Below are 18,792 nucleotides of genomic sequence, written 5' to 3'. Positions count from 1 at the left end.
GCTGCCTGGACCCTACGGGCCGGCCGAGCGGTCAGCAGCAGTCGGTCGTGCACGTTCCGTCCGGCAGCACCTGGCACTCGCCAGTATCGCAGCATCCCATGATGATTCTCCCTTCTTCATCGACGTTTGTCGATGAATCAAGGATGAGCAACTGCATTGACGTTTGTCAATGCATTGGGGATGATCGATGCATGACCATCGAACTCCTCCCCCTGCGTGACCTCCAGGCGTGCTGCGCGCCCATCACGAAGGAAGTGATCAGCGAGGAGAACGCCGTCTCGGTCGCCCGGGCGATGAAGGCGCTGGCCGACCCGGCCCGCCTGCGCCTGCTCTCGATGATCGCCGCACACGAAGACGGCGAGGCCTGCGTCTGCGATCTCACCGAGCCGCTCGGTCTGTCGCAACCGACGGTGTCGCACCATCTCAAGATCCTCGTCGACGCGGGCTACCTGAGCAGGAGCAAGCGCGGAACCTGGGCGTACTACCGCATCGTGCCGGGCTCGCTCGACATCGTGTCCTCGTTCCTCGGGACGGTCTGACGCGTCAGACCTCGTCCCGCAGCCGCGCGTGGAACCTCCTGACGGCCTCCGCCGCGAGCTCGGGATGCTCGAACCCCGCGAAGTGGCCTCCCGCCGGCGCGAGCACGAACTCCCGCAGCCCCGGCGCTGCACGCTCGGCGAGCGACCGCGGGAAGCCGGCGAACCCGGGTTCCCGGCCCAGGTACACGCCCACCGGTGCCGTGATCGGCGGACGCGGCGGATTCTGGTCATAGTCGTAGTACTGCTGGAACGACGTCCCGATGCTGTCCGTGACCCAGTACAGCGTCGCGATCGTGTAAAGGATGCCCGAGTCGAGCACCCGCTCCCAGCCGCCGTTCTCGTGGTCGACCCAGTCGTGCCACTTGTCGGCGATCCAGGCCAGCAGTCCGGCCGGCGAGTCGGCCAGGGCGGCCGCGATGGTGTCCGGGCGGGTGAGCATGATCTCGCTGTAGCCGCCGTCGAGGCGGTCGTACGCATCGAGCGCCGCCAGGTAGTCGCGCTCCGCGTCGCTCTGCGGGCTGCCGTCTGCGGGGAACGGCCCGCTCAGCAGCTGGAGGCCGACCAGACTCGACGGGTGATCGACACCGAGCCAGGTCGAGGCGCCCCCGCCGATGTCGCCGCCGAACGTCGCGTAGCGCTCGAACCCGAGCACGCCCGTCATCAGTCCGTGCAGCGCCTCCGCGATCGCCCGCCTGGTCAGCGGGGGCTCCAGCGCCTCCGAGAACACGAAGCCGGGCAGCGACGGGATGACGACGTCGAACGCGTCTCTCAGGAGCGCAGCGAGCGGGAGGTACTCGACGTAGGCGCTCGGCCATCCGTGGAGGAGCAGCAGCGGTGTGTGCGGGCCGGCGCCGGTGCCGCGCACCCGTGCGAAGTGGAGGCGGTGACCGTTCACGTCGACCGTGTGCTGCTCGATCGCGTTCAGCCGCGCCTCCTCCGCCCGCCAGTCGAACGCCAGCCAGCCGTCGACGAGCGTGTGCAGCTCGTCGCCGCCGAGGCCGCCCGCCCAGCCCGGCCGCGGCGAGCGCAGATACCGCGTGCGGGCGAGCCGGTCGCGCAGGTCGGCGAGGACGTCGTCGGAGACGTGGACACGGAAGTCGTCGATGGCCATTCCGCCACCGTAGCCGCACCGACCGACGCAGCGGCTACTCCCTGGCCAGCATCGCGGCGGCCTCCCGTTCGAGGTCGACGTACGGCTCTCCGCTGACGTCGACGACGATGCGGTGCAGGGTGCCCCCGGTGAACCGGTGGGGACGGTCGCCCGGATAGTCGTCGGTCACCGGCTCGCCGCCGTCGTAGCCGACGCAGAGCCCCTCGCCGGCGAGGCTGAACATCCCCGGTTGTGTCTTGATGCGGCCCTCGCCGACCTTGTGCTCGCCGTGATAGAGGCTCAGGATGCCGGTCGCGACGCCCGGCGCCACCTCGCCGTCCTTCTCGAACGAGGCGGAGAGGATGAGGTCGGAGCCCGTCGGCAGCTCCTCGGTGGCGTCGACCTTCTGCTCCAGGCTGCCGACGAAGTTGTAGACGTAGTGGAGGCGGCCGTCCTTCACGTAGAGCGCGTGGCCTCCGAACCGGGCGCCGTGAGCGAAGAGGACGCCCTCCGCTCCCGGCTCCGGCAGGTCGACATGGGCCGCGATCACGAACGACCGGTTGCGGACGTTCACGGACTGCGACTCCGGGATCTCGGCTCCGCCCGCGCGGTAGATGTAGCGGCTGCGGGGACTGGCCAGCTGCGGCCGCGGGGTCTGCAGGATCTCCAGGGCGGACCGGTCGTCGAGCGGGAACGCCTGGTTCGCCCCCGCCTCGGCGAACCAGAGGTTGACCAGTTCGCGCACGCGGTCGGGGTGCTCGGCAGCGAGGTCGTGCGACTCGGACCGGTCGACCTCCGTGTTGTAGAGCTCCCAGGTGTCGTCGTTGAAGTGACTCCAGCCGCTGATCACGGGGTGCGTCGAGACCGCTTTCCAGCCGTCGTGCCAGATCGAGCGGGAGCCGAGCATCGCATAGAACTGCGCGTGCCGTGCGGAGGGGGCGTCCGCCTCCGCGACGGCCGAGCGCATGCTGACACCGTCCATCCTGGACTGCACGTGGCCGCCGATCTGATCGGGCATCTCCACGCCGATCAGGTCGAGCACGGTCGGGACGATGTCGACGACGTGGTGGTATTGGTGGCGCAGCTCACCGCCGTGGCCGAGCACTTTCGGCCACGACAGGATGCACGGGTCGGCCGTCCCGCCGTTGTAGTCGTAGCGTTTCCACATCTTGAACGGGGTGTTGAAGGCCATCGCCCACCCCGTCGGATAGTGGTTGTAGGTGGAGGTGCCGCCGAGCTCGTCGATCGCGGCGAGGTTCTCCTCCAGGCTGTCCGGGATGCCGTTGAAGAACTTGTTCTCGTTGACGGAGCCATCGGGACCGCCCTCACCGCTGGCACCGTTGTCCGACACGAGCACGACGAGGGTGTCGTCGAGGTTCCTGGACTCTTCGAGGTAGTCGAGCAACCGCCCGATCTCGTGGTCGGCGTGCGCCAGGAAGCCCGCGTAGACCTCGGCCATCCGGGCGTAGAGGCGCTTCTCGTCGTCGCCGAGCGTGTCCCACGGCTTGGTGTAGTCGAGGGCGGGGAACGGCTTCCCGTCCGGGCCGGTGCGGGTCTGCGGGGTGCCGATCGGGTTGATCGGCGGCAGCACCGTGTCTTCCGGGACGAGCCCGAGCGCGATCTGCCGTTGCAGCGTCTCCTCGCGCATCTTCTCGTAGCCCCCGTCGAACCGCCCGCGGAACTTCTCGATCCACTCCTTCGGCGCGTGGTGGGGTGCGTGGCAGGCGCCCGGCGCGAAGTAGAGGAAGAACGGCTTGCCCGGCGCCAGCGCCTTCGCGTCGCCGATGAACTCGATCGCCTTGTCGGTCAGGTCGGTGGTCAGGTGGTAGCCCTCTGCCGGAGTCGCGGGCTGGTCGACCGGGTGGTTGTCGTACACCAGGTCGGGGTACCACTGGTTGGTCTCCGCTCCGAGGAAGCCGTAGAAGCGCTCGAAGCCGCGGCCGGTCGGCCAGTTGCGGCGGGTGGAGGCGAGGTTCATCTCGTCCGACGGGCACAGGTGCCACTTGCCCAGGGCGTAGGTGTTCCAGCCCTGCTCGCCGAGGATCTGCGACAGCATCCCGTTCTCCGGCGGGATCGTGCCGCTGGCGTTCGGGAAGCCCGTCGCGGCCTCCGTGATGCACGCCATGGAGTTGCGCGTGTGGTTCCGGCCGGTGAGGAGCGCGGCACGGGTGGGCGAGCACAAGGCGGTGGTGTGCCACTGGGTGAACCGCACGCCCGAGGCGGCGAGCCGATCGATGTTCGGCGTCTCGATGGGGCCGCCGTAGCAGCTCAGCGCGGAGAAGCCGACGTCGTCGAGGACGATCATGACGACGTTGGGTGCGCCGTCCGGTGCCTTCGGCGGCTCGAACGGCGTCCAGTCGGGCGCGGAGTCGCGGATGTCCAGGTCGATCCGACCACGGAACTGTGCGGGCATTTCCTCCCCTTTCGACGCCGGCACGACCGGCCGGACGGGCGCACCCTAACTCCGCGCGTCCTGGCGCGGCAAGGACCCCGCGCGCAGGCGGCTTGGCCGACGACCGGGCACCGACGGCCGTTGCCGCCGGCCTCCGCCCCGCAGTACCCTCTCGCCGGATCGACATCCCGCCGATCGCCCTCCGGGAGGCGACATGTCCGGTATCAGCACGGGTTCGCCGCGGTCCGCTGTCCGCCGCATCATCGCGCCGCTCGCGCTTGCACAGTTCATCTGCAGCTTCGCCGGCTCGAACATGAACGTGATGATCAACGACATGTCGCGCGACCTGAACACCTCGGTCGCGGGCATCCAGCTCAGCATCACCCTGTTCCTGCTGACGATGGCCGCCCTGATGATCCCGATGGGCAAGCTGACCGACAACATCGGCCGCAAGCGCAGCTTCGTGATCGGGCTGATCGTCTACGGCGTCGGCGCGCTGATCACGGCGTTCGCACCGGCGCTCTGGGCCGTCATCCTCGGCAACTCGCTCCTGGAGGGCATCGGGACGGCGATGCTCATCCCTCCGGTGTACATCCTCACCACGATCCATCTGCCCGACATCCCCAGCAGGGCGCTGGCGTTCGGCATCATCAGCGGAATGGGCGGGGTGGGAGCCGCAGCGGGCCCCCTGATCGGCGGCCTCATCACGACCGGGATCAGCTGGCGGGCGGCGTTCCTGTTCCAAGCGCTCGTGATCGCGGTGATCCTCCTCCTCAGCCGCACCCTGACCGACCCGGTGCCCGCGGACCCGGAACGGCCGTTCGACACCGTGGGCGCCATCCTGTCGGCGCTCGGGCTGTTCGTGCTGGTCATGGGGATCCTCGCGGCCGACACGAGCGTCCCGCTGATGATCGTGCTGGTCGTCGGAGGCGTGGCGATCCTCGTCGGGTTCTTCCTGTGGGTGCGCCGGCGCGAGCGCGTCGGCAAGGCCCCGCTGCTGTCGACCGCGCTCTTCCGGGTGCGCGTCTCGAACCTCGCCCTGGTCACCCAGAACCTGCAATGGGTGATCCTGATGGGCACCTCGTTCACCGTGTCTGCGTATCTGCAGGTCGTGCGCGGCTACAACGCGATCGAGACCGGCGTGATCTTCACTGCCGCAACGGTCGGGCTGCTGCTGACCTCGCTGCTGGCCGGCCGGCTCGCCAGGCGGTTCACGCAGAGGAGCATGATCGTCACCGGTTTCGTCCTGTGCGTCCCCGGGGTCGTGCTGCTGATCTGGCTGGGCTCGGGCACGACGGGAGGCTGGCCGTTCGTTCCCGGGCTCTTCCTCATCGGCGCGGGCCTCGGGCTGATGCTGACGCCGTCGGTGAACGTGGTGCAGTCGGCGTTCCCGCAGAGCGTCCAGGGCGAGATCTCCGGGCTGTCGCGATCCGTGTCCAACCTGGGATCGACGTTCGGCACCGCGATCGCCGGCACCATCCTGGTCGCGAACATCGACGCGGGCGGTGCGGCCTACGGCGTGGCGATGGCCGTCGTCGCGGTGCTCGGCGCGACAGGGCTGATCGCCGCGCTGCTGCTGCCGCGCGGGCCCGCGCCACGAGGGGCGGTCGCTCCGGCGTAGCACCGCCCCACTCCACCAAGACCGTTACGGTCGGGTCGGGCTCGGACGGGGCTGTCCGCGCTCCCCTGCTCGGCGTACCGTGAGGCCCATGACCGTCGTGACCGATCACCGCCTCGGGGAGCCGTGCTGGGTGGACTACGCCGCCTCCGATCTGCCGCGCGCGCAGGAGTTCTACACCTCGCTGTTCGGCTGGACGGCGGAGACCGGCGGCGGCGAGTACGGCGGGTACGTGACGTTCCGGCGCGATGGGCATCTCGTCGCCGGGCTGGGCGAGGCGATGGAGGGAGCGCAGCCGAACGCCTGGCTCACCTACCTGCTGGTGGAGGACGCGGACGCCGGCGCGAAGGCCGTCGCGAACGCGGGCGGCACCATCCTCTCCCCCACGATGACCGTGGGCGACCAGGGCCGTCTCGCGGTCGCCGCCGATCCCGGGGGCGCCGTCATCGGACTGTGGGAGCCGGCGCAGCATCGCGGCTTCGAGCTCGTGGCCGAGGCGGGAGGCCTCTCCTGGCACGAGCTCTACGCGCGCGACTACGCGGCCCAGGTGGAGTTCTACAAGCGGGTGTTCGGCTGGACGACCGCGGTGCTCGGCGACACGGCCGACTTCCGGTACGAGACGTTCGGCGACCCCGACAGCCCCAGCGGCGGCGTGTTCGACGCCGACGGCATGCTCCCGCCCGGAGTGCCGTCGCACTGGGTCGTCTACTTCGGCGTCACCAGCGCCGCCGACGCGGCCGCTCGCGTCGTCGAGCTGGGCGGCACCGTGGTCCGCGACCCGTGGGACAGCGAGTTCGGCCGGTTCGCACAGGTCACCGATCCGCTCGGCGGGCTCTTCTTCGTGCACGAGGTGCCCGGCTCCATCGCCTGACCTCGCCGACATTCGTCACGAATGTCGCGATTCGTGCCACGAATGTCGGCATTCGTGACGAATCGCGGGGTCGGGTCAGTGCACCGAGGCCTGGAACGACCGGATGCGCAGCAGCACCTCGGTGCGCAGCGTCTCTGGCGCTGTCTCCTTGCACGCCCGCTGCACCACTTCGGTGAGCACGACGTTCAGGTGCGCCTCGTCGGAGCAGCCGTCGCAATTGGCGAGGTGCTCGCGAACGTCCGCAGCATCCTCGTTGCAGAGCTCGTTGCGCAGGTACTCCTCGAGTTCGGCCTTCGCCTTCTCGCAGCCGCAGTCGGTCATTTCGTTCTCCTGGTGGTCTGCACGTCGGGGCTCTGGACCGCCGAGAGCCCGCGCTCGTGCGCGTAGTCGGTCAGAAGCTCCCGCAGCATCCGTCGCCCGCGGTGGAGGCGGCTCATCACGGTGCCGATCGGGGTCTTCATGATGTCGGCGATCTCCTGGTAGGAGAACCCTTCGACATCGGCGAGATAGACGGCCAGCCGGAAGTCTTCCGGGATGGCCTGCAGCGCGTCCTTGACGGCGCTGTCGGGCAGGTGGTCGATCGCCTCCGCCTCGGCCGAGCGGCTGGAGGAGGCGGTCGTCGACTCCGCACCTCCGAGCTGCCAGTCCTCGAGTTCGTCGATCGTTCCCTGATACGGCTCGCGCTGCTTCTTGCGATAGGTGTTGATGAACGTGTTCGTGAGGATGCGGTAGAGCCAGGCCTTCAGGTTCGTGCCCTGCTGGAACTGGGCGAAGGCGGCGTACGCCTTGACATACGTCTCCTGTACCAGGTCTTGTGCGTCCGCCGGGTTCCTCGTCATGCGGAGGGCGGCCGCGTAGAGCTGGTCCATGAAGGGCAGCGCCTGCTCTTCGAACAGTGCGCCCTTGTCCTCGGTTTCGGTGCTCATCAGGGGCAAGTCTAGTTGCGACCGCCGCTGCGCGACCCGGGGGTGGGACCGGGTGGCCGGCAACACCGTCGACGATACCCGTGCACGGGTGCGCGGTGCGTCGAGGACAGAGGTCGCTGCTGGCACGTGCTGATCCTTCCTTCGGGCTCGATCACGGATACCCTTGACAACAATGCTCATCTCGAAATATTCCGCCCCCGACTTCGATCCGTACGGCGACAACCGCGCCGACGAGCCGAACACGCTGTGGCCCGCCCTGGTCGCAGCCGGCCCGTTCACGGCCTCCGTCTCGCTGCCCGGATCCAAGTCGCTGACCGCCCGCGAGCTCGTGCTCTCAGCCCTCGCCGACGGCCCGTCACTGCTGCGCGCCCCCCTGCACTCGCGCGACACCACCAACATGGTGGAGGCGCTGCGCGCACTCGGCGTCTCGATCGTCGAGAAGCCCGGCGCGAGCGAGTTCGGCGCCGACCTGCTGATCACGCCGGCGGACGAGCTGCTCGGCAGCACGACGATCGAGTGCGGCCAGGCCGGAACGGTGATGCGCTTCGTCCCGCCGGTGGCGGGGCTCGCGCTCGGCCCGACGATGTTCGACGCCGACGACTCCGCGCGCGGACGGCCGATGGGCACCATCATCGCCGCGCTGCGCGCGCTGGGCGTCGACGTGAACGACGACGGCCGCGGCGCCCTCCCGTTCACCGTGCACGGCACCGGCAGCGTCGCCGGCGGAGCGATCGAGATCGACGCCTCCAGCTCCAGCCAGTTCGTCAGCGCCCTGCTGCTGTCGGCGAGCCGGTTCGAGGAGGGCCTCGACCTGACCCACTCCGGCGAGCGCCTGCCGAGCCTCCCCCACATCGAGATGACCATCGCGGCGCTGGCCGAGCGCGGGGTGACGGTCGAATCGCCCGCGATCGGCCGCTGGATCGTGAACCCGGGGTCGATCGGGGCGCGCGACGTCGACATCGAGCCCGACCTCTCGAACGCTGCGCCCTTCCTGGCGGCGGCCGTCGTCACGGGAGGCACCGTCACGATCACCGGTTGGCCCGCCGCCACGACTCAGGTGGGCGCCGACCTGGCCGACCTGCTGCCGCTGTTCGGCGCGACGGTGACGCGCGAGGGCGACCGGCTGACCGTCACCGGTCCAGAGCGGATCCAGGGCGTGCAGCTCGACCTCACCACCGGCGGCGAGCTCGCCCCGGCGATCGTGGCGATCGCGGCGCTGGCCGACGGGCCGAGCGAGATCACCGGAATCGGGCACATCCGCCACCACGAGACCGACCGGCTCGCCGCACTCGCCGCCGAACTCAATGGCCTCGGCGGGTCCGTGACCGAGCTGGAGGACGGCCTCCGCATCGAGCCCCGACCGCTGCACGGCGGCGTCTGGCGCAGCTACGAGGACCACAGGATGGCGACCGCCGGTGCGATCGTCGGCCTCGTGGTGCCCGGTGTCGAGATCGAGAACATCGCGACCACCGCCAAGACGCTTCCGCAGTTCCCGCAGCTGTGGACCCGCATGCTCACCGAGGGCACGGCGGCATAGATGTCGTGGTGGTCGGATGACGACGACGAGGACGACGAGTACGACCTCTACGACGAGTCGACCATCCGCAGCCGGCCTAACCCCAAGGGCAACCGCCCCCGGTCGAAGCAGCGGCCGGAGCACGCGGGTGCCGAGATCGCGCGCGTGCTCGGGGTGGACCGCGGACGATACACGGTGCTGCTCGAGGAGGACACCGCCGACGAACGCCAGGTGATCGCCGCTCGGGCCAGCGAGCTGCGTCGCTCGCCGATCGTGACCGGCGACCGGGTCGCGGTGGTCGGCGACACGACGGGCGACGAGGGCACCCTCGCCCGCATCGTGCGCATCGAGCCGCGGACGACCCTGCTGCGGCGAAGCGCGGACGACACCGACGAGGTGGAGCGGGTGATCGTCGCCAACGCCGACCAGATGCTCATCGTGGTCGCCGCGGCGAACCCCGAGCCGCGCACGCGCCTCGTCGACCGCTACCTGGTCGCCGCTTACGACGCGGGCATCGAGCCGATGCTCTGCGTCACCAAGATCGACCTGGCCGATCCCGCGCCGTTCCTCGACAACTTCGCGGGCCTCGACCTCCCGGTGTTCACCAGCCGCGAGGATCACATCCCCGTGGAGGAGATCACAGCGGCGCTGATCGGTCACGACACGGTCGTGGTCGGGCACTCCGGCGTAGGCAAGTCGACCCTGGTCAATGCGATCGTGCCGGGCGCCCGACGCGCTACCGGACACGTCAACGAGGTGACCGGCCGCGGCAGGCACACGTCGTCCTCCACCGTCTCGCTGCGGGTACAGAGCGGTGCGGAGCACGGGTGGGTGATCGACACCCCCGGTGTGCGCTCATTCGGGCTGGGCCACGTCGACACCGCCAGCATCCTCAAGTCGTTCACCGACCTCGCGGCGATCGCCGAGGACTGCCCGCGCGGCTGCACACACCTCCCGGACGCCCCGGACTGCGCGATCATCGAGGCCGTCGACGAGGGCAGGCTCGGCGAGGCCGGCCGCGCCCGCCTCGACTCTCTGCAGCGCCTCCTCGCCACCTTCGCCTCCTGAGCTGTGCTCCGGCGCACCGCTCGTGGAGGCAGAATGGAGGCATGACTGAGGTTCGACTCGAGGCTGGACAGCCCGCTCCCGCATTCACGCTCGCCGACCAGGACGGCTCCCCCGTCTCGCTCGCCGATTTCGCCGGCGACAACGTGATCGTGTACTTCTACCCGGCGGCGATGACGCCCGGCTGCACCACAGAAGCGTGCGACTTCCGCGACAACCTCAACTCTCTCGCCTCCAGCGGCTACAAGGTCATCGGCATCTCCAAGGACGCGCCGGCGAAGAACAAGCAGTTCCAGGAGCAGGAGCGCCTCAACTTCCCGCTGCTGTCGGACGAGGATCTCGCCGTCCACAACGCCTACGGCGCGTACGGCGAGAAGAAGCTCTACGGCAAGACGGTCACCGGCGTCATCCGGTCCACCTTCGTGCTGAACCCGGACGGCACGGTTCGCCTGCCCCTCTACAACGTCAAGGCGACCGGCCACGTCGCCTCCCTCCGCAAGAAGCTCGGCCTGGACTGACACGCGCCCTCGGCGCCGAGACGTGAGTGATCGCAGCAATCCGCCGACGGACTCCTGAGATCACTCACGTCTCGTCAGCGGGAGGCCGAGCGGCGGGCTCGCGCGATGCCGAAGGCGACGAGGAGGGCCGACGCGGTCGTGAGCAGGGTGCCGGCGAGCGTGACGGCGGCGCGGAACTGGTCCGTCTGGTCGATCGTCCAGTGGGCGCTCGTGATGTCGCCCGCGAACAGAGTGGCGAGCACGGTTCCGGCGACCGCGATCCCCAGAGCCGAGGCGACCTCCGACGACGTGTCGGTGAGGGCGGCGCCGATCGTGGTGCGGTCGGCGGGCAGGCCGCCGATGACGTTGACGGCCGCGACGACGCCGTTCACCCGGAGTCCCGCGGCGACCAGGGCGAGAGCGAGCGCGACCCAGGCGTAGCCGAAGCCGCTGAGGGCCGTGTAGACGGCGAGCCCGGCTACGACGGCCGCAGAGCTGAGCCACGCCGCCCGCACGATCCCGACGCGCCTCACGAACGGATCGACGAACGGGCCCAGCCCGATCAGAACGGCGACCTGCGGCAGCATGCCGAGCGCGGCGAGCGCGGGAGGCCAGCCCCAGTCGAGCTGGAGCTGCAGGGTCACGAGGTACCCCATGCCCGCCATCGCCAGGCCGGTCGCCGCCTTGTAGGCCAGGCCGCTCGACACGAGCGGTCTCGCGACGAGGGCGAGATCGAGGAGCGGGTGTCGGGCCGAGCGCTCGCGCAACACGAACAGCACGGCGCAGACGACGGCACCCGCCGTCACGGCCCAGGGCGTCCAGGAGCGCGCGCCCGCGTTCACGAACAGGGTCGGCGCGACGAGGGCGAGCACGATGGTCGCGGTTCCGAGCAGACCGCCGACGATGTCCGCCGGGGCGCGATGGAGATCTCCCGGGTCGTCCTTCGCGATCCCGAAGCGGATCCCGATGGCCGCGAACACCGCGACGGGCACGTTCACGAGCAGCAGCACCTGCCACGGCGCGACCGCGAGGACGAGGCCGCCGAGCGTCGGGCCGATCGCCAGCCCGACGAGTCCGACGGTCGAGATGAGGGTGATCGCCCGCACACGCAGGCTCTCGGTGTCGAAGAGCCGGAACGCCAGTGCGGCGGAGCCCGGTGTGGTCATGGCGGCCGCCACGCCCATCGCCGCGCGCACCGCGATCAGCTCGCCGGCGTCGGTGACCCAGAACGTGGCGAGGCTCGCAAGGGCGAGCAGCGACAGGCCGATCAGCATGACGCGGCGACGGCCGAAGCGATCGGCCACCGCACCGAAGGCGAGCATCAGGCCGCCGAAGACGACGGCGTAGACCCCGGTCACCCACTGCAGGGCGACGGTCGAGGCGTTCAGGCTGCGGCCGATGCTCGGCAGCGCGACGTTGAGGATCGAGTTGTCGAGCATCTCGAAGAGGAACACAGCGGACAGCCCGGCCAGTGCGACCCAGGCGTCGCGCAGCGTCCGCGGCGAGCGGCGGGTGACGGCAGGCGATTCGGCCAGCCGGGGCTCGGATGTCATGGGTTCTCCTTCTCGAAGCGAACAGTGCTCGTGTCATCGAACACTGTTCCATCATCGAACATTGTTCTACTACCGAACATCGTTCGTGTCAAACTGCTAGGATGACGGGATGACCGACCGGACGAGCGCGCAGGAGCGGTGGGCAGAGCGGGTCGCGGCCCTCGAGAAGGCCGCTCCCGGCCGCACCCGCAAGGAGCCGCTGAGCACCGAACGCATCGTCGACGTCGCGTTCGACATCATCGAGTCCGAGGGCTTCGATGCCCTCACGATGCGGCGCATCGCGGTCACCCTCGAAACGGGCCCGGCATCGTTGTACGCGCACGTGCGCAACAAGGCGCAGCTCGACGACCTGCTGATCGGCCGGCTCTGCGCGGCCGTCCCCCTCCCCGAGCCGTCGGCGGCCGACTGGCGTGAGCAGTTCTTCGGGGTGTGCCGACGGCTCCGCGACGAGTACCTCCGCTATCCGGGAATCTCCGCCGCGGCCTTCACCGCCGCTCCGCACAGTCTGGAGACGATGCGGATCAGCGAGGGGCTGCTCTCGATCCTGCTGGTGGCGGGGGTCGACCCGAACCGGGCCGCGTGGACGATCGACGCGGCATTCCTGTACGTGAGCGCCTACAGCCTGGAGCATTCGCTCCGCGCGCAGGCGGAGGAACGCGACGGCGAGCCGGCCCGCGACGCCGGCGAACTCGCCGAGCGGCTGCGGATGCTGCCGCCGGCCCTGTTCCCGAACACCGTGGCGCACGCCGACTCTCTGACATCGGGCCGCGGCCACGAGCGCTTCGACTTCACGCTGGACCTGCTGCTGCGAGGGGTCGCCGACGGGAGGTGAACCTCCGCCGGGGTCACCCCGCGGCGCTGTCACCGCGCAGCCAGCACCATGCCGCCGTCACCACGCCCCGTCGCCGGCGGCCGTAACCGCGCCGGCGTCACCGCCCGCAGCCTCCGCGCCGGCCGCTACACCGGCAGACGCGGAACGGACGCGAGCAGGCGCCGCGTGTACGGGTCGCTCGGAGACCCCAGGACGTCGGCCGTGCGCCCCTGCTCGACCACTCTGCCGCCTTGGAGCACCACCGTCTGCTCGCACAGCGAGGCCACGACGCTGAGGTCATGCGAGACCATCACGATGGTCATCCCTTCGGCCTCGGCCAGCCGGCCCAGCAGCTCGATGATCTGGATGCGCGTGGTGACGTCGAGCGCGCTCACCGGCTCGTCGGCCAGGAGCACCCGCGGGCGCGAGACGATCGCGCGAGCGATGGCGATGCGCTGGCGCTGGCCTCCGGAGAACTCGTGCGGATACCGGCCTGCGGCATCGGCGGGGAGCGATACGGCGCGCAGGGCGTCCGCCACCCGTCCGCGCGCGTCGGCCCCGGAGGCGATCCGGAGCGATGCGAGCGGTTCGCCGACGATCCTTCCGACGCTCTGCCGGGGGTCGAGCGACGAATACGGATCCTGGAAGACCGTCTGCACGCCGCGCCGGAACTCGCGCATCACCGTGCGGTCGCGACGGTCGAGCGGCGCACCGTCGAAGAGGACGGCGCCGGAGGTCGGCGAGGCCAGGCCGAGGAGCAGCGAGAGCACCGTGGTCTTGCCCGCTCCGGACTCCCCCACCAGTCCGACGCTGCGACCCGTCTCGACGGCGAACGAGACGCCGTCGAGAGCGGGGGAAGCGGCGCGCCGGTAGCGGTAGCCGGCGTCGCGGAGTTCGAGGACGGCGGTCACGGCACCTCCAGTGCGGCGTCCAGCTCGCGCGCGCTGCGGACGAGCTCGGCGGTGTAGGGATCGGTGGGCGCGGTCAGGATGCGCTCGATCGTGTTCTCCTCCACGACCTGGCCGCCGCGCAGCACGAGAGCGCGCTCGGTGAGCCTCGAGACCACGGCGAGGTCATGGCTGACGAAGAGCAGGGCCATGCCGCGCTCGGCCACGAGCGAGTCGAGGAGGGCGAGGATGTCGGCCTGCACCGTCACGTCGAGCGCGGTGGTCGGCTCGTCCGCGATGAGCAGCCGGGGGCGGCACGCGAGGGCCGCCGCGATGGCGACTCTCTGCCGCTGCCCGCCCGAGATCTCGTGCGGGTACGCGCGCGCGATCCGCTCGGGATCGGGCAGCCGCACCTCCTCGAGGGCGGCGTGGACGGCGTCGCGGAGGGCGGAGCCATGCAGGCCGAGGTGCCGACGCAGGGGCTCCGCGACCTGGGCGCCGAGCCGCATGAGCGGGTCGAGGGCCGTCAACGGCTCCTGGAAGACCGTGGAGGCCGTTCGACCGCGCAGTGGGACCAGCGCACGCTCTTTCGCTCCGATGACCTGGACACCGGCCAGCTCCACGCTGCCGCTCGCGCTGAGCCCGTCGGGCAGGAGCCCGGTGATCGCGAACGAGGTGAGCGACTTGCCGGACCCGGACTCGCCGATCAGGCTGAGCCGCTCTCCGGCGTCGAGGCGGAACGAGACGCCGTCGACCAGCGCGGACCCGTCGCGTGACGACACACGCAGCCCCTGGACATCGAGGATCATCGCGACCTCCTCCTGGTCGGGTCCGCGACATCGCGCAATCCGTCGGCGACCAGGTTCACGCCCACGACCAGGACGACCAGCGCGACACCGGGGGCGATCGCCCCGACCGGCGCGACGGCGACGGTCCCCTGCGCCTCTTGCAGGAGCCGCCCCCAGGACGCGTTCGGCGGAGGGGCGCCGAGGCCGAGATACGACAGGCTCGCCTCGGCGAGCACGGCGACCCCGAACTGGAGCGCGAGGTTCACGCCCAGTGTCGGCCAGATGTTCGGGAGGACGTGGCGCCCCACGATTCCGGCCCACGAGGTTCCGGAGGTGCGGGCGGCCGTGACGAACTGCTGAGCGAGGACCCGCTTGGCGAGCACTCGCGTGAGCCGGGCGACGACGGCCGACATCGCCAGGCCGATCGCGAGGATCGCCGTGCCGAGCGATGCGCCCTGTGCCGCGACGATGAGCATTGCGAGCAGCAGGACCGGGAACGCGATGATGATGTCGAGCACGGCCGAGATCGTGTCGTCGAGCCAGCGGCCGGCGAATGCGGCCAGCATGCCGATGGTGATGCCGATGATCGCGCCGATCACGACCGCGCCCACTCCGACCGCCAGGGCGATCCGGGCTCCGATCATCAGCTGCGTGGTCAGGTCGCGGCCGAACCGGTCGGTGCCCAGCCAGTGGGCGCCGTCGGGCGCCTGCAGACGACCGCCCGTGGTGTCGCCCTGGGCGTACGGGAGCCACACGAACGACAGCGCGGCGACGACGACGACGAGCCCGACCAGCGTGAGGCCGGCCCCGAGGGTGATCGACCTCCGCGTGCGGCGTCCGGCCCGCTCCCGCGGATCCGGCGCCGTCTGCGCGGCCTGCTCCACGACCGCGCTCATCGGTTGCCCGAGATGCTCTGCCGCAGTCGCGGGTCGATGAGGCGCTGGGCGATGTCGGCGAGGAATCCGACGATGAGCACGAGCAGCGTGGAGACGAAGAGGATGCCTTGGATGTCGGGATAGTCGTGCTGCTGGATCGCCGTGAGCAGCATGCTGCCGAGGCCCGGCAGGGTGTAGACGCTCTCGACCACCACGGCGCCGAGGAAGGTCGTGGCGAGCTCGATGCCGAGGATGGAGATGATCGGGACCGCGCCGTTGCGCAGGCCGTGCCTCCACATCGCACGACCGAACCCGGAACCGAGTGCACGCGCGTTGCGGAGGTAGTCGCTGCCGATGACGTCGAGGGTGGCACTGCGGACGTACCGCGCGATCGACGCGCTCATCACGATCGCGATGGTGATGACCGGCAGGGCCAGCGATTGCAGCGCGGCGGCGGGATCGGCCCAGTCGTCGCGCGGGAAGCCTCCTGACGGGAACCACCTCAGGTCGATCGCGAAGGCGTCGACGAGCAGGATGCCCACCCAGAAGACGGGCACGGCGATGCCGAGCTGCGAGAACGCGGAGAGCACGAGACCGTACCAGCGGTCGGCCTTCCACGCCGCGACGAACCCGATCGGCAGGGCGAGCACCAGCGCCAGCGCGAACGACAGCAGCGTCAGCGGGACGGTCACGGCCAGCCGGGACGCGATCTCGGGACCCACCGGCAGCGACGTGATGAAGGACTGCCCGAGGTTCAACGTGAGCAGCGAGCCGAACCAGTTCGCGAATTGCTCGGGCAGCGGGAGGTTGCTGCCGACCTGATCCTGCGCCGCTTTGATCTGCTCGGGGGTCGCGCTCGCCGACAGCAGCGCGTTGGCCGGGTCGCCGGGGAGCACCCGCAGCAGGAAGAAGAGCACCACCATCGCGAGCAGCAGCGAAACCAAGAGGAACGCTGTGCGGCGGAGGAGGTAGGAGGTCATGATCGTTTCAGCGTAGATGCTCGGGGAGGCCGATTCCGGCCGCCCCGAGCATCAGTGGAGAACGCGGCGATGCCGCGCATTGTGGATTACTTCTTGACGATGTCGTACGCGTAGAACTGCGAGTTGAGCCCGTTCACCGGGTATCCGCTCACCGAGCTGGACGCGACGACGATCTGCGGGTACAGGTACAGCCACGCGCTGGCGGCGTCCTTGGCGATCTGCTCGTTGACCAGCTTGAGCTTCGCAGTCTGCTCGGCCGTGGTGGCGGACTGCTCCGCCTCGTTCACCCAGGCGGTGACCTGCGGGTTGTCGTACCCCCAGTAGAAGTCGGGGTTGCCGTACCAGACCAGATCGCGGTCGTTGACGTGCTCCTGCAGGGTCGCGACGAAATCGTGGTTCTTGAACACCTTCGTGTACCACTGATCGGCCGAGATGGAGTTGATGTTCACCGTGATGCCCACCTTCGCCAGCTCCGTCTTGAGGAACTCGGCGACCGCGGGGTGCGGGTCGTACGTCGGGGTGTCGAGCGTGAACGTGAAGCCGTTCGGGTAGCCGGCCTCGGCCAGCTCCTTCTTGGCGAGCGAGACGTCGTAGGGGTTCACCTTCGTGAGGTCCTCGTACCAGGGGTCGCTCGGCGGCACCATCGAGCCGATGAGCGTGCCGTACTTGCCCCAGATGGAGCTGAGCAGCTTCTTGGTGTCGATCGCCGAGTAGACGGCCTTGCGCACCTCGGCCTTGTCGAACGGAGCGACCTTGTCGTTGAAGGCCAGCAGCTCCTTCGTCGTCGAGTGGCCGTTGCTGATGGTGTAGCTCTTGTTGCCCTGGAACTGGGTCAGCGAGTCCGGGCTCTGGATGGAGGTGACGACATCGACCTGGTTGGTCAGGAGGGCGTTCGACAGCGCGCTGGCGTCGGTGAAGTAGTCGTAGACGACCTCCTTGTTCTTCGCCTTCGCTCCCCAGTAGCCGTTCCAGCGCTCGAGGCTGAGCGAGCTGCCGCGCTTCCAAGTGCCCAGCGTGTACGGGCCGGTGCCGTCCTCCGCCGTCTTGTAGTTCGTGGTGCCCGGCCCGTAGATCCACACGTAGCTGAGGTTGTAGGGCAGCGAGATCGAGCGCGACTTGAGCGAGATCACGACGGTCTTGTCGTACGGGGTCTGGATGCCGGAGATGACCGCGAGCTGCGACTTGCGGGCGGACTGCGAGTCGTCCGCGAGCACGCGCTCGATGCTCGACTTGACGGCGGCGCTGGTGAGCGGCTTGCCCGAGTGGAACTTCACGCCGTCACGGAGGGTGAAGGTGTACGTCAAGCCGTCGGCGCTGGCCGTGTACTTCGTCGCGAGCAGCGGCTCGACCGTGCCGTCGTCGGTGAGCTTGAACAGCCCCTCGTAGACGTTGCCGTTGAGCGCCTCGGTGACGCCCTGGCCTCCGCCGGCGGTGTTGTCGAGGTTGACGGGCTCGTACAGCGAGCCGACGGCGATCGACGCGTCGGTGCCGCCCGAGGACGACGACGCGGCGCCGGAGCAGCCGGCGAGGGTGAGTGCCGCGGCGATGCCGATCGCGAGCGTGGCGAGCAGGGGGGTCTTTCTCAACGGAGTTCTCCTGTGCTGTGGGGAGGGCGGAACGGAGGGGAAGAAGATCAGCGGGCGGCACCGTCGCGGAGCACGACGCGCTTCTCGCCCGCGGTCACGGGCTCGGCGAAGCGGTTGTTCCGCGGCGGCAGCGGACAGTTGTACTGGTCGGAGAAGCCGCACGGGGGCACGAAAGCGCGGTTGAAGTCGAGCACGGCGTTCTCGCCGTCACGCGTCACGAACAGGAAGCGTCCTGACGCGTAGGTGCCGTCGGGACCCTCTGCGCCGTTGGTCGGATCGCCGAAGACGAGCAACAGGGTGCCGTCGTCGTCGAAGGCGCTCAGCGTGTACTCCACGCCGGCACGTTCGAAGGTGATGTCACCCGGCACCACCAGGTCGCGGGTCAGCCCGTTGTCGCGGATGTGCTCGAAGGGGATCGTGCGCCCGTCGGCGACCGGAGTGAAGCGGGCCTCGACGACCCAGGACGGGTCGAACGGGAACGCCTCGATCGTCTCGAACGCGCGGATCGCCGGGGAATCGGCATCCCACAGGCGGATGCCGCGCTCCGGCTCGCCCGTGTCGAGGTTGCGCCGGCTCAGCTCGGTCGCGGTCACCGTCGCGGGCTGTCCGTCGAGCGCCTGCTCAGCCGTCGTCCCGTCGCCGTCCGGCAGCCAGCGGGTCTCGACGAGGGCGAGGTTCCCGGTGGGCGATGCGACGGACTCGAGCCTCCACGCTCGCCAGGCCGGGTAGCCGGCCTCTGCGGTCTCGATGGTGGACGGGGAGGCGAGGGCGGAGGTTTCAGTCACGATATCGGGCATA

Annotated in this window: 18 protein-coding genes; 7 read left to right on the top strand and 11 right to left on the bottom strand. The window is 69.8% G+C overall.

Annotated features, from left to right (window positions below):
* Positions 1-191: 191 nt before the first annotated feature.
* Entirely contained in the window at positions 192-539 is a 348-nt protein-coding gene (locus KNO15_RS16330) for an ArsR/SmtB family transcription factor (RefSeq protein ID WP_241704860.1), read from the top strand.
* 4 nt (positions 540-543) lie between these two features.
* On the opposite strand, the gene KNO15_RS16325 is transcribed toward KNO15_RS16330, so the two are convergent.
* Together KNO15_RS16325 and KNO15_RS16320 are read right to left on the bottom strand one after the other, a co-directional pair.
* Positions 544-1,650, bottom strand: a complete 1,107-nt coding sequence (locus KNO15_RS16325; protein ID WP_241704859.1) for an epoxide hydrolase family protein — start codon at positions 1,648-1,650, stop codon at positions 544-546.
* Positions 1,651-1,684: 34 nt separating this feature from the next.
* The gene (locus KNO15_RS16320) at positions 1,685-4,042 is read right to left on the bottom strand and encodes an arylsulfatase (RefSeq protein ID WP_241704858.1); all 2,358 of its coding nucleotides are present in this window, start codon (positions 4,040-4,042) and stop codon (positions 1,685-1,687) included.
* 193 nt (positions 4,043-4,235) lie between these two features.
* Between KNO15_RS16320 and KNO15_RS16315 the strand changes: the two genes are divergently transcribed.
* On the top strand, positions 4,236-5,642 hold the full coding sequence (locus KNO15_RS16315) for an MFS transporter (RefSeq protein ID WP_241704857.1): 1,407 nt from the start codon (positions 4,236-4,238) through the stop codon (positions 5,640-5,642).
* An 88-nt stretch (positions 5,643-5,730) separates the two neighbouring features.
* The gene (locus KNO15_RS16310; protein WP_241704856.1) at positions 5,731-6,510 is read left to right on the top strand and encodes a VOC family protein; all 780 of its coding nucleotides are present in this window, start codon (positions 5,731-5,733) and stop codon (positions 6,508-6,510) included.
* A gap of 75 nt (positions 6,511-6,585) precedes the next feature.
* Here KNO15_RS16310 and KNO15_RS16305 read toward each other — a convergent pair whose 3' ends face one another.
* Together KNO15_RS16305 and KNO15_RS16300 are read right to left on the bottom strand one after the other, a co-directional pair.
* A complete protein-coding gene (locus tag KNO15_RS16305; protein ID WP_208038094.1) occupies positions 6,586-6,831 on the bottom strand; it encodes a zf-HC2 domain-containing protein in 246 nt (81 codons plus the stop codon).
* Positions 6,828-7,436, bottom strand: a complete 609-nt coding sequence (locus KNO15_RS16300; protein WP_200935271.1) for a sigma-70 family RNA polymerase sigma factor — start codon at positions 7,434-7,436, stop codon at positions 6,828-6,830. Before KNO15_RS16300 ends, KNO15_RS16305 begins: the two co-directional genes overlap by 4 nt.
* Positions 7,437-7,608: 172 nt before the next feature.
* Here KNO15_RS16300 and aroA point away from each other — a divergent pair, with 172 nt between their 5' ends.
* From aroA to bcp, 3 genes are read left to right on the top strand one after another with little or no spacing between them, the layout of a single operon-like run.
* Positions 7,609-8,973 (top strand): 3-phosphoshikimate 1-carboxyvinyltransferase, encoded by a 1,365-nt coding sequence (gene aroA, locus KNO15_RS16295; protein ID WP_241704855.1) that lies wholly within the window; start codon positions 7,609-7,611, stop codon positions 8,971-8,973.
* The gene (gene rsgA, locus KNO15_RS16290) at positions 8,974-10,020 is read left to right on the top strand and encodes a ribosome small subunit-dependent GTPase A (protein WP_241704854.1); all 1,047 of its coding nucleotides are present in this window, start codon (positions 8,974-8,976) and stop codon (positions 10,018-10,020) included. It begins immediately after the preceding gene.
* Positions 10,021-10,061: 41 nt separating this feature from the next.
* A complete protein-coding gene (gene bcp, locus KNO15_RS16285; protein ID WP_241704853.1) occupies positions 10,062-10,535 on the top strand; it encodes a thioredoxin-dependent thiol peroxidase in 474 nt (157 codons plus the stop codon).
* 74 nt (positions 10,536-10,609) lie between these two features.
* Here the strand turns inward: bcp and KNO15_RS16280 are convergent, their stop codons facing one another.
* Entirely contained in the window at positions 10,610-12,067 is a 1,458-nt protein-coding gene (locus KNO15_RS16280) for an MFS transporter (protein ID WP_241704852.1), read from the bottom strand.
* A 109-nt stretch (positions 12,068-12,176) separates the two neighbouring features.
* On the opposite strand from KNO15_RS16280, the gene KNO15_RS16275 reads away from it, so the two are divergent.
* Positions 12,177-12,899 carry a TetR/AcrR family transcriptional regulator gene (locus KNO15_RS16275; protein ID WP_241704851.1) on the top strand — a complete coding sequence of 241 codons (723 nt, stop codon included), beginning with the start codon at positions 12,177-12,179 and terminating at the stop codon, positions 12,897-12,899.
* A 125-nt stretch (positions 12,900-13,024) separates the two neighbouring features.
* Here KNO15_RS16275 and KNO15_RS16270 read toward each other — a convergent pair whose 3' ends face one another.
* The 6 genes from KNO15_RS16270 to KNO15_RS16245 form a co-directional block, all read right to left on the bottom strand.
* A complete protein-coding gene (locus tag KNO15_RS16270) occupies positions 13,025-13,789 on the bottom strand; it encodes an ABC transporter ATP-binding protein (protein WP_241704850.1) in 765 nt (254 codons plus the stop codon).
* The gene (locus KNO15_RS16265; protein WP_241704849.1) at positions 13,786-14,574 is read right to left on the bottom strand and encodes an ATP-binding cassette domain-containing protein; all 789 of its coding nucleotides are present in this window, start codon (positions 14,572-14,574) and stop codon (positions 13,786-13,788) included. The genes KNO15_RS16270 and KNO15_RS16265 overlap by 4 nt, the downstream gene beginning before the upstream one ends.
* On the bottom strand, positions 14,571-15,449 hold the full coding sequence (locus KNO15_RS16260; RefSeq protein WP_241704848.1) for an ABC transporter permease: 879 nt from the start codon (positions 15,447-15,449) through the stop codon (positions 14,571-14,573). The genes KNO15_RS16265 and KNO15_RS16260 overlap by 4 nt, the downstream gene beginning before the upstream one ends.
* Positions 15,446-16,408 carry an ABC transporter permease gene (locus KNO15_RS16255; RefSeq protein ID WP_241704847.1) on the bottom strand — a complete coding sequence of 321 codons (963 nt, stop codon included), beginning with the start codon at positions 16,406-16,408 and terminating at the stop codon, positions 15,446-15,448. Before KNO15_RS16255 ends, KNO15_RS16260 begins: the two co-directional genes overlap by 4 nt.
* Before the next feature lie 86 nt (positions 16,409-16,494).
* Positions 16,495-17,994: an ABC transporter substrate-binding protein gene (locus KNO15_RS16250; RefSeq protein WP_241704846.1), complete on the bottom strand. Its 1,500-nt coding sequence runs from the start codon at positions 17,992-17,994 to the stop codon at positions 16,495-16,497.
* Positions 17,995-18,041: 47 nt separating this feature from the next.
* Positions 18,042-18,791: a DUF1684 domain-containing protein gene (locus KNO15_RS16245; RefSeq protein WP_242599749.1), complete on the bottom strand. Its 750-nt coding sequence runs from the start codon at positions 18,789-18,791 to the stop codon at positions 18,042-18,044.
* Position 18,792: the final 1 nt, after the last annotated feature.

Source organism: Leifsonia shinshuensis (assembly GCF_022606355.1).
Taxonomy (GTDB): Bacteria; Actinomycetota; Actinomycetes; order Actinomycetales; family Microbacteriaceae; genus Leifsonia; species Leifsonia shinshuensis_B.
Note: the sequence above shows the minus strand (reverse complement) of the source record. Positions and strands in the feature narration are given on the sequence as shown.

What these genes read in the sequence shown, in the direction of transcription:
- KNO15_RS16325 (WP_241704859.1), bottom strand. Translation starts at nt 1,650, where the DNA reads ATGGCCATCGACGACTTCCGTGTCCACGTCTCCGACGACGTCCTCGCC.
- KNO15_RS16275 (WP_241704851.1), top strand. Translation starts at nt 12,177, where the DNA reads ATGACCGACCGGACGAGCGCGCAGGAGCGGTGGGCAGAGCGGGTCGCG.
- KNO15_RS16300 (WP_200935271.1), bottom strand. Translation starts at nt 7,436, where the DNA reads ATGAGCACCGAAACCGAGGACAAGGGCGCACTGTTCGAAGAGCAGGCG.
- KNO15_RS16265 (WP_241704849.1), bottom strand. Translation starts at nt 14,574, where the DNA reads ATGATCCTCGATGTCCAGGGGCTGCGTGTGTCGTCACGCGACGGGTCC.
- KNO15_RS16280 (WP_241704852.1), bottom strand. Translation starts at nt 12,067, where the DNA reads ATGACATCCGAGCCCCGGCTGGCCGAATCGCCTGCCGTCACCCGCCGC.
- KNO15_RS16330 (WP_241704860.1), top strand. Translation starts at nt 192, where the DNA reads ATGACCATCGAACTCCTCCCCCTGCGTGACCTCCAGGCGTGCTGCGCG.
- rsgA (WP_241704854.1), top strand. Translation starts at nt 8,974, where the DNA reads ATGTCGTGGTGGTCGGATGACGACGACGAGGACGACGAGTACGACCTC.
- KNO15_RS16260 (WP_241704848.1), bottom strand. Translation starts at nt 15,449, where the DNA reads ATGAGCGCGGTCGTGGAGCAGGCCGCGCAGACGGCGCCGGATCCGCGG.
- bcp (WP_241704853.1), top strand. Translation starts at nt 10,062, where the DNA reads ATGACTGAGGTTCGACTCGAGGCTGGACAGCCCGCTCCCGCATTCACG.
- aroA (WP_241704855.1), top strand. Translation starts at nt 7,609, where the DNA reads ATGCTCATCTCGAAATATTCCGCCCCCGACTTCGATCCGTACGGCGAC.
- KNO15_RS16255 (WP_241704847.1), bottom strand. Translation starts at nt 16,408, where the DNA reads ATGACCTCCTACCTCCTCCGCCGCACAGCGTTCCTCTTGGTTTCGCTG.
- KNO15_RS16320 (WP_241704858.1), bottom strand. Translation starts at nt 4,042, where the DNA reads ATGCCCGCACAGTTCCGTGGTCGGATCGACCTGGACATCCGCGACTCC.
- KNO15_RS16245 (WP_242599749.1), bottom strand. Translation starts at nt 18,791, where the DNA reads ATGCCCGATATCGTGACTGAAACCTCCGCCCTCGCCTCCCCGTCCACC.
- KNO15_RS16315 (WP_241704857.1), top strand. Translation starts at nt 4,236, where the DNA reads ATGTCCGGTATCAGCACGGGTTCGCCGCGGTCCGCTGTCCGCCGCATC.
- KNO15_RS16305 (WP_208038094.1), bottom strand. Translation starts at nt 6,831, where the DNA reads ATGACCGACTGCGGCTGCGAGAAGGCGAAGGCCGAACTCGAGGAGTAC.
- KNO15_RS16310 (WP_241704856.1), top strand. Translation starts at nt 5,731, where the DNA reads ATGACCGTCGTGACCGATCACCGCCTCGGGGAGCCGTGCTGGGTGGAC.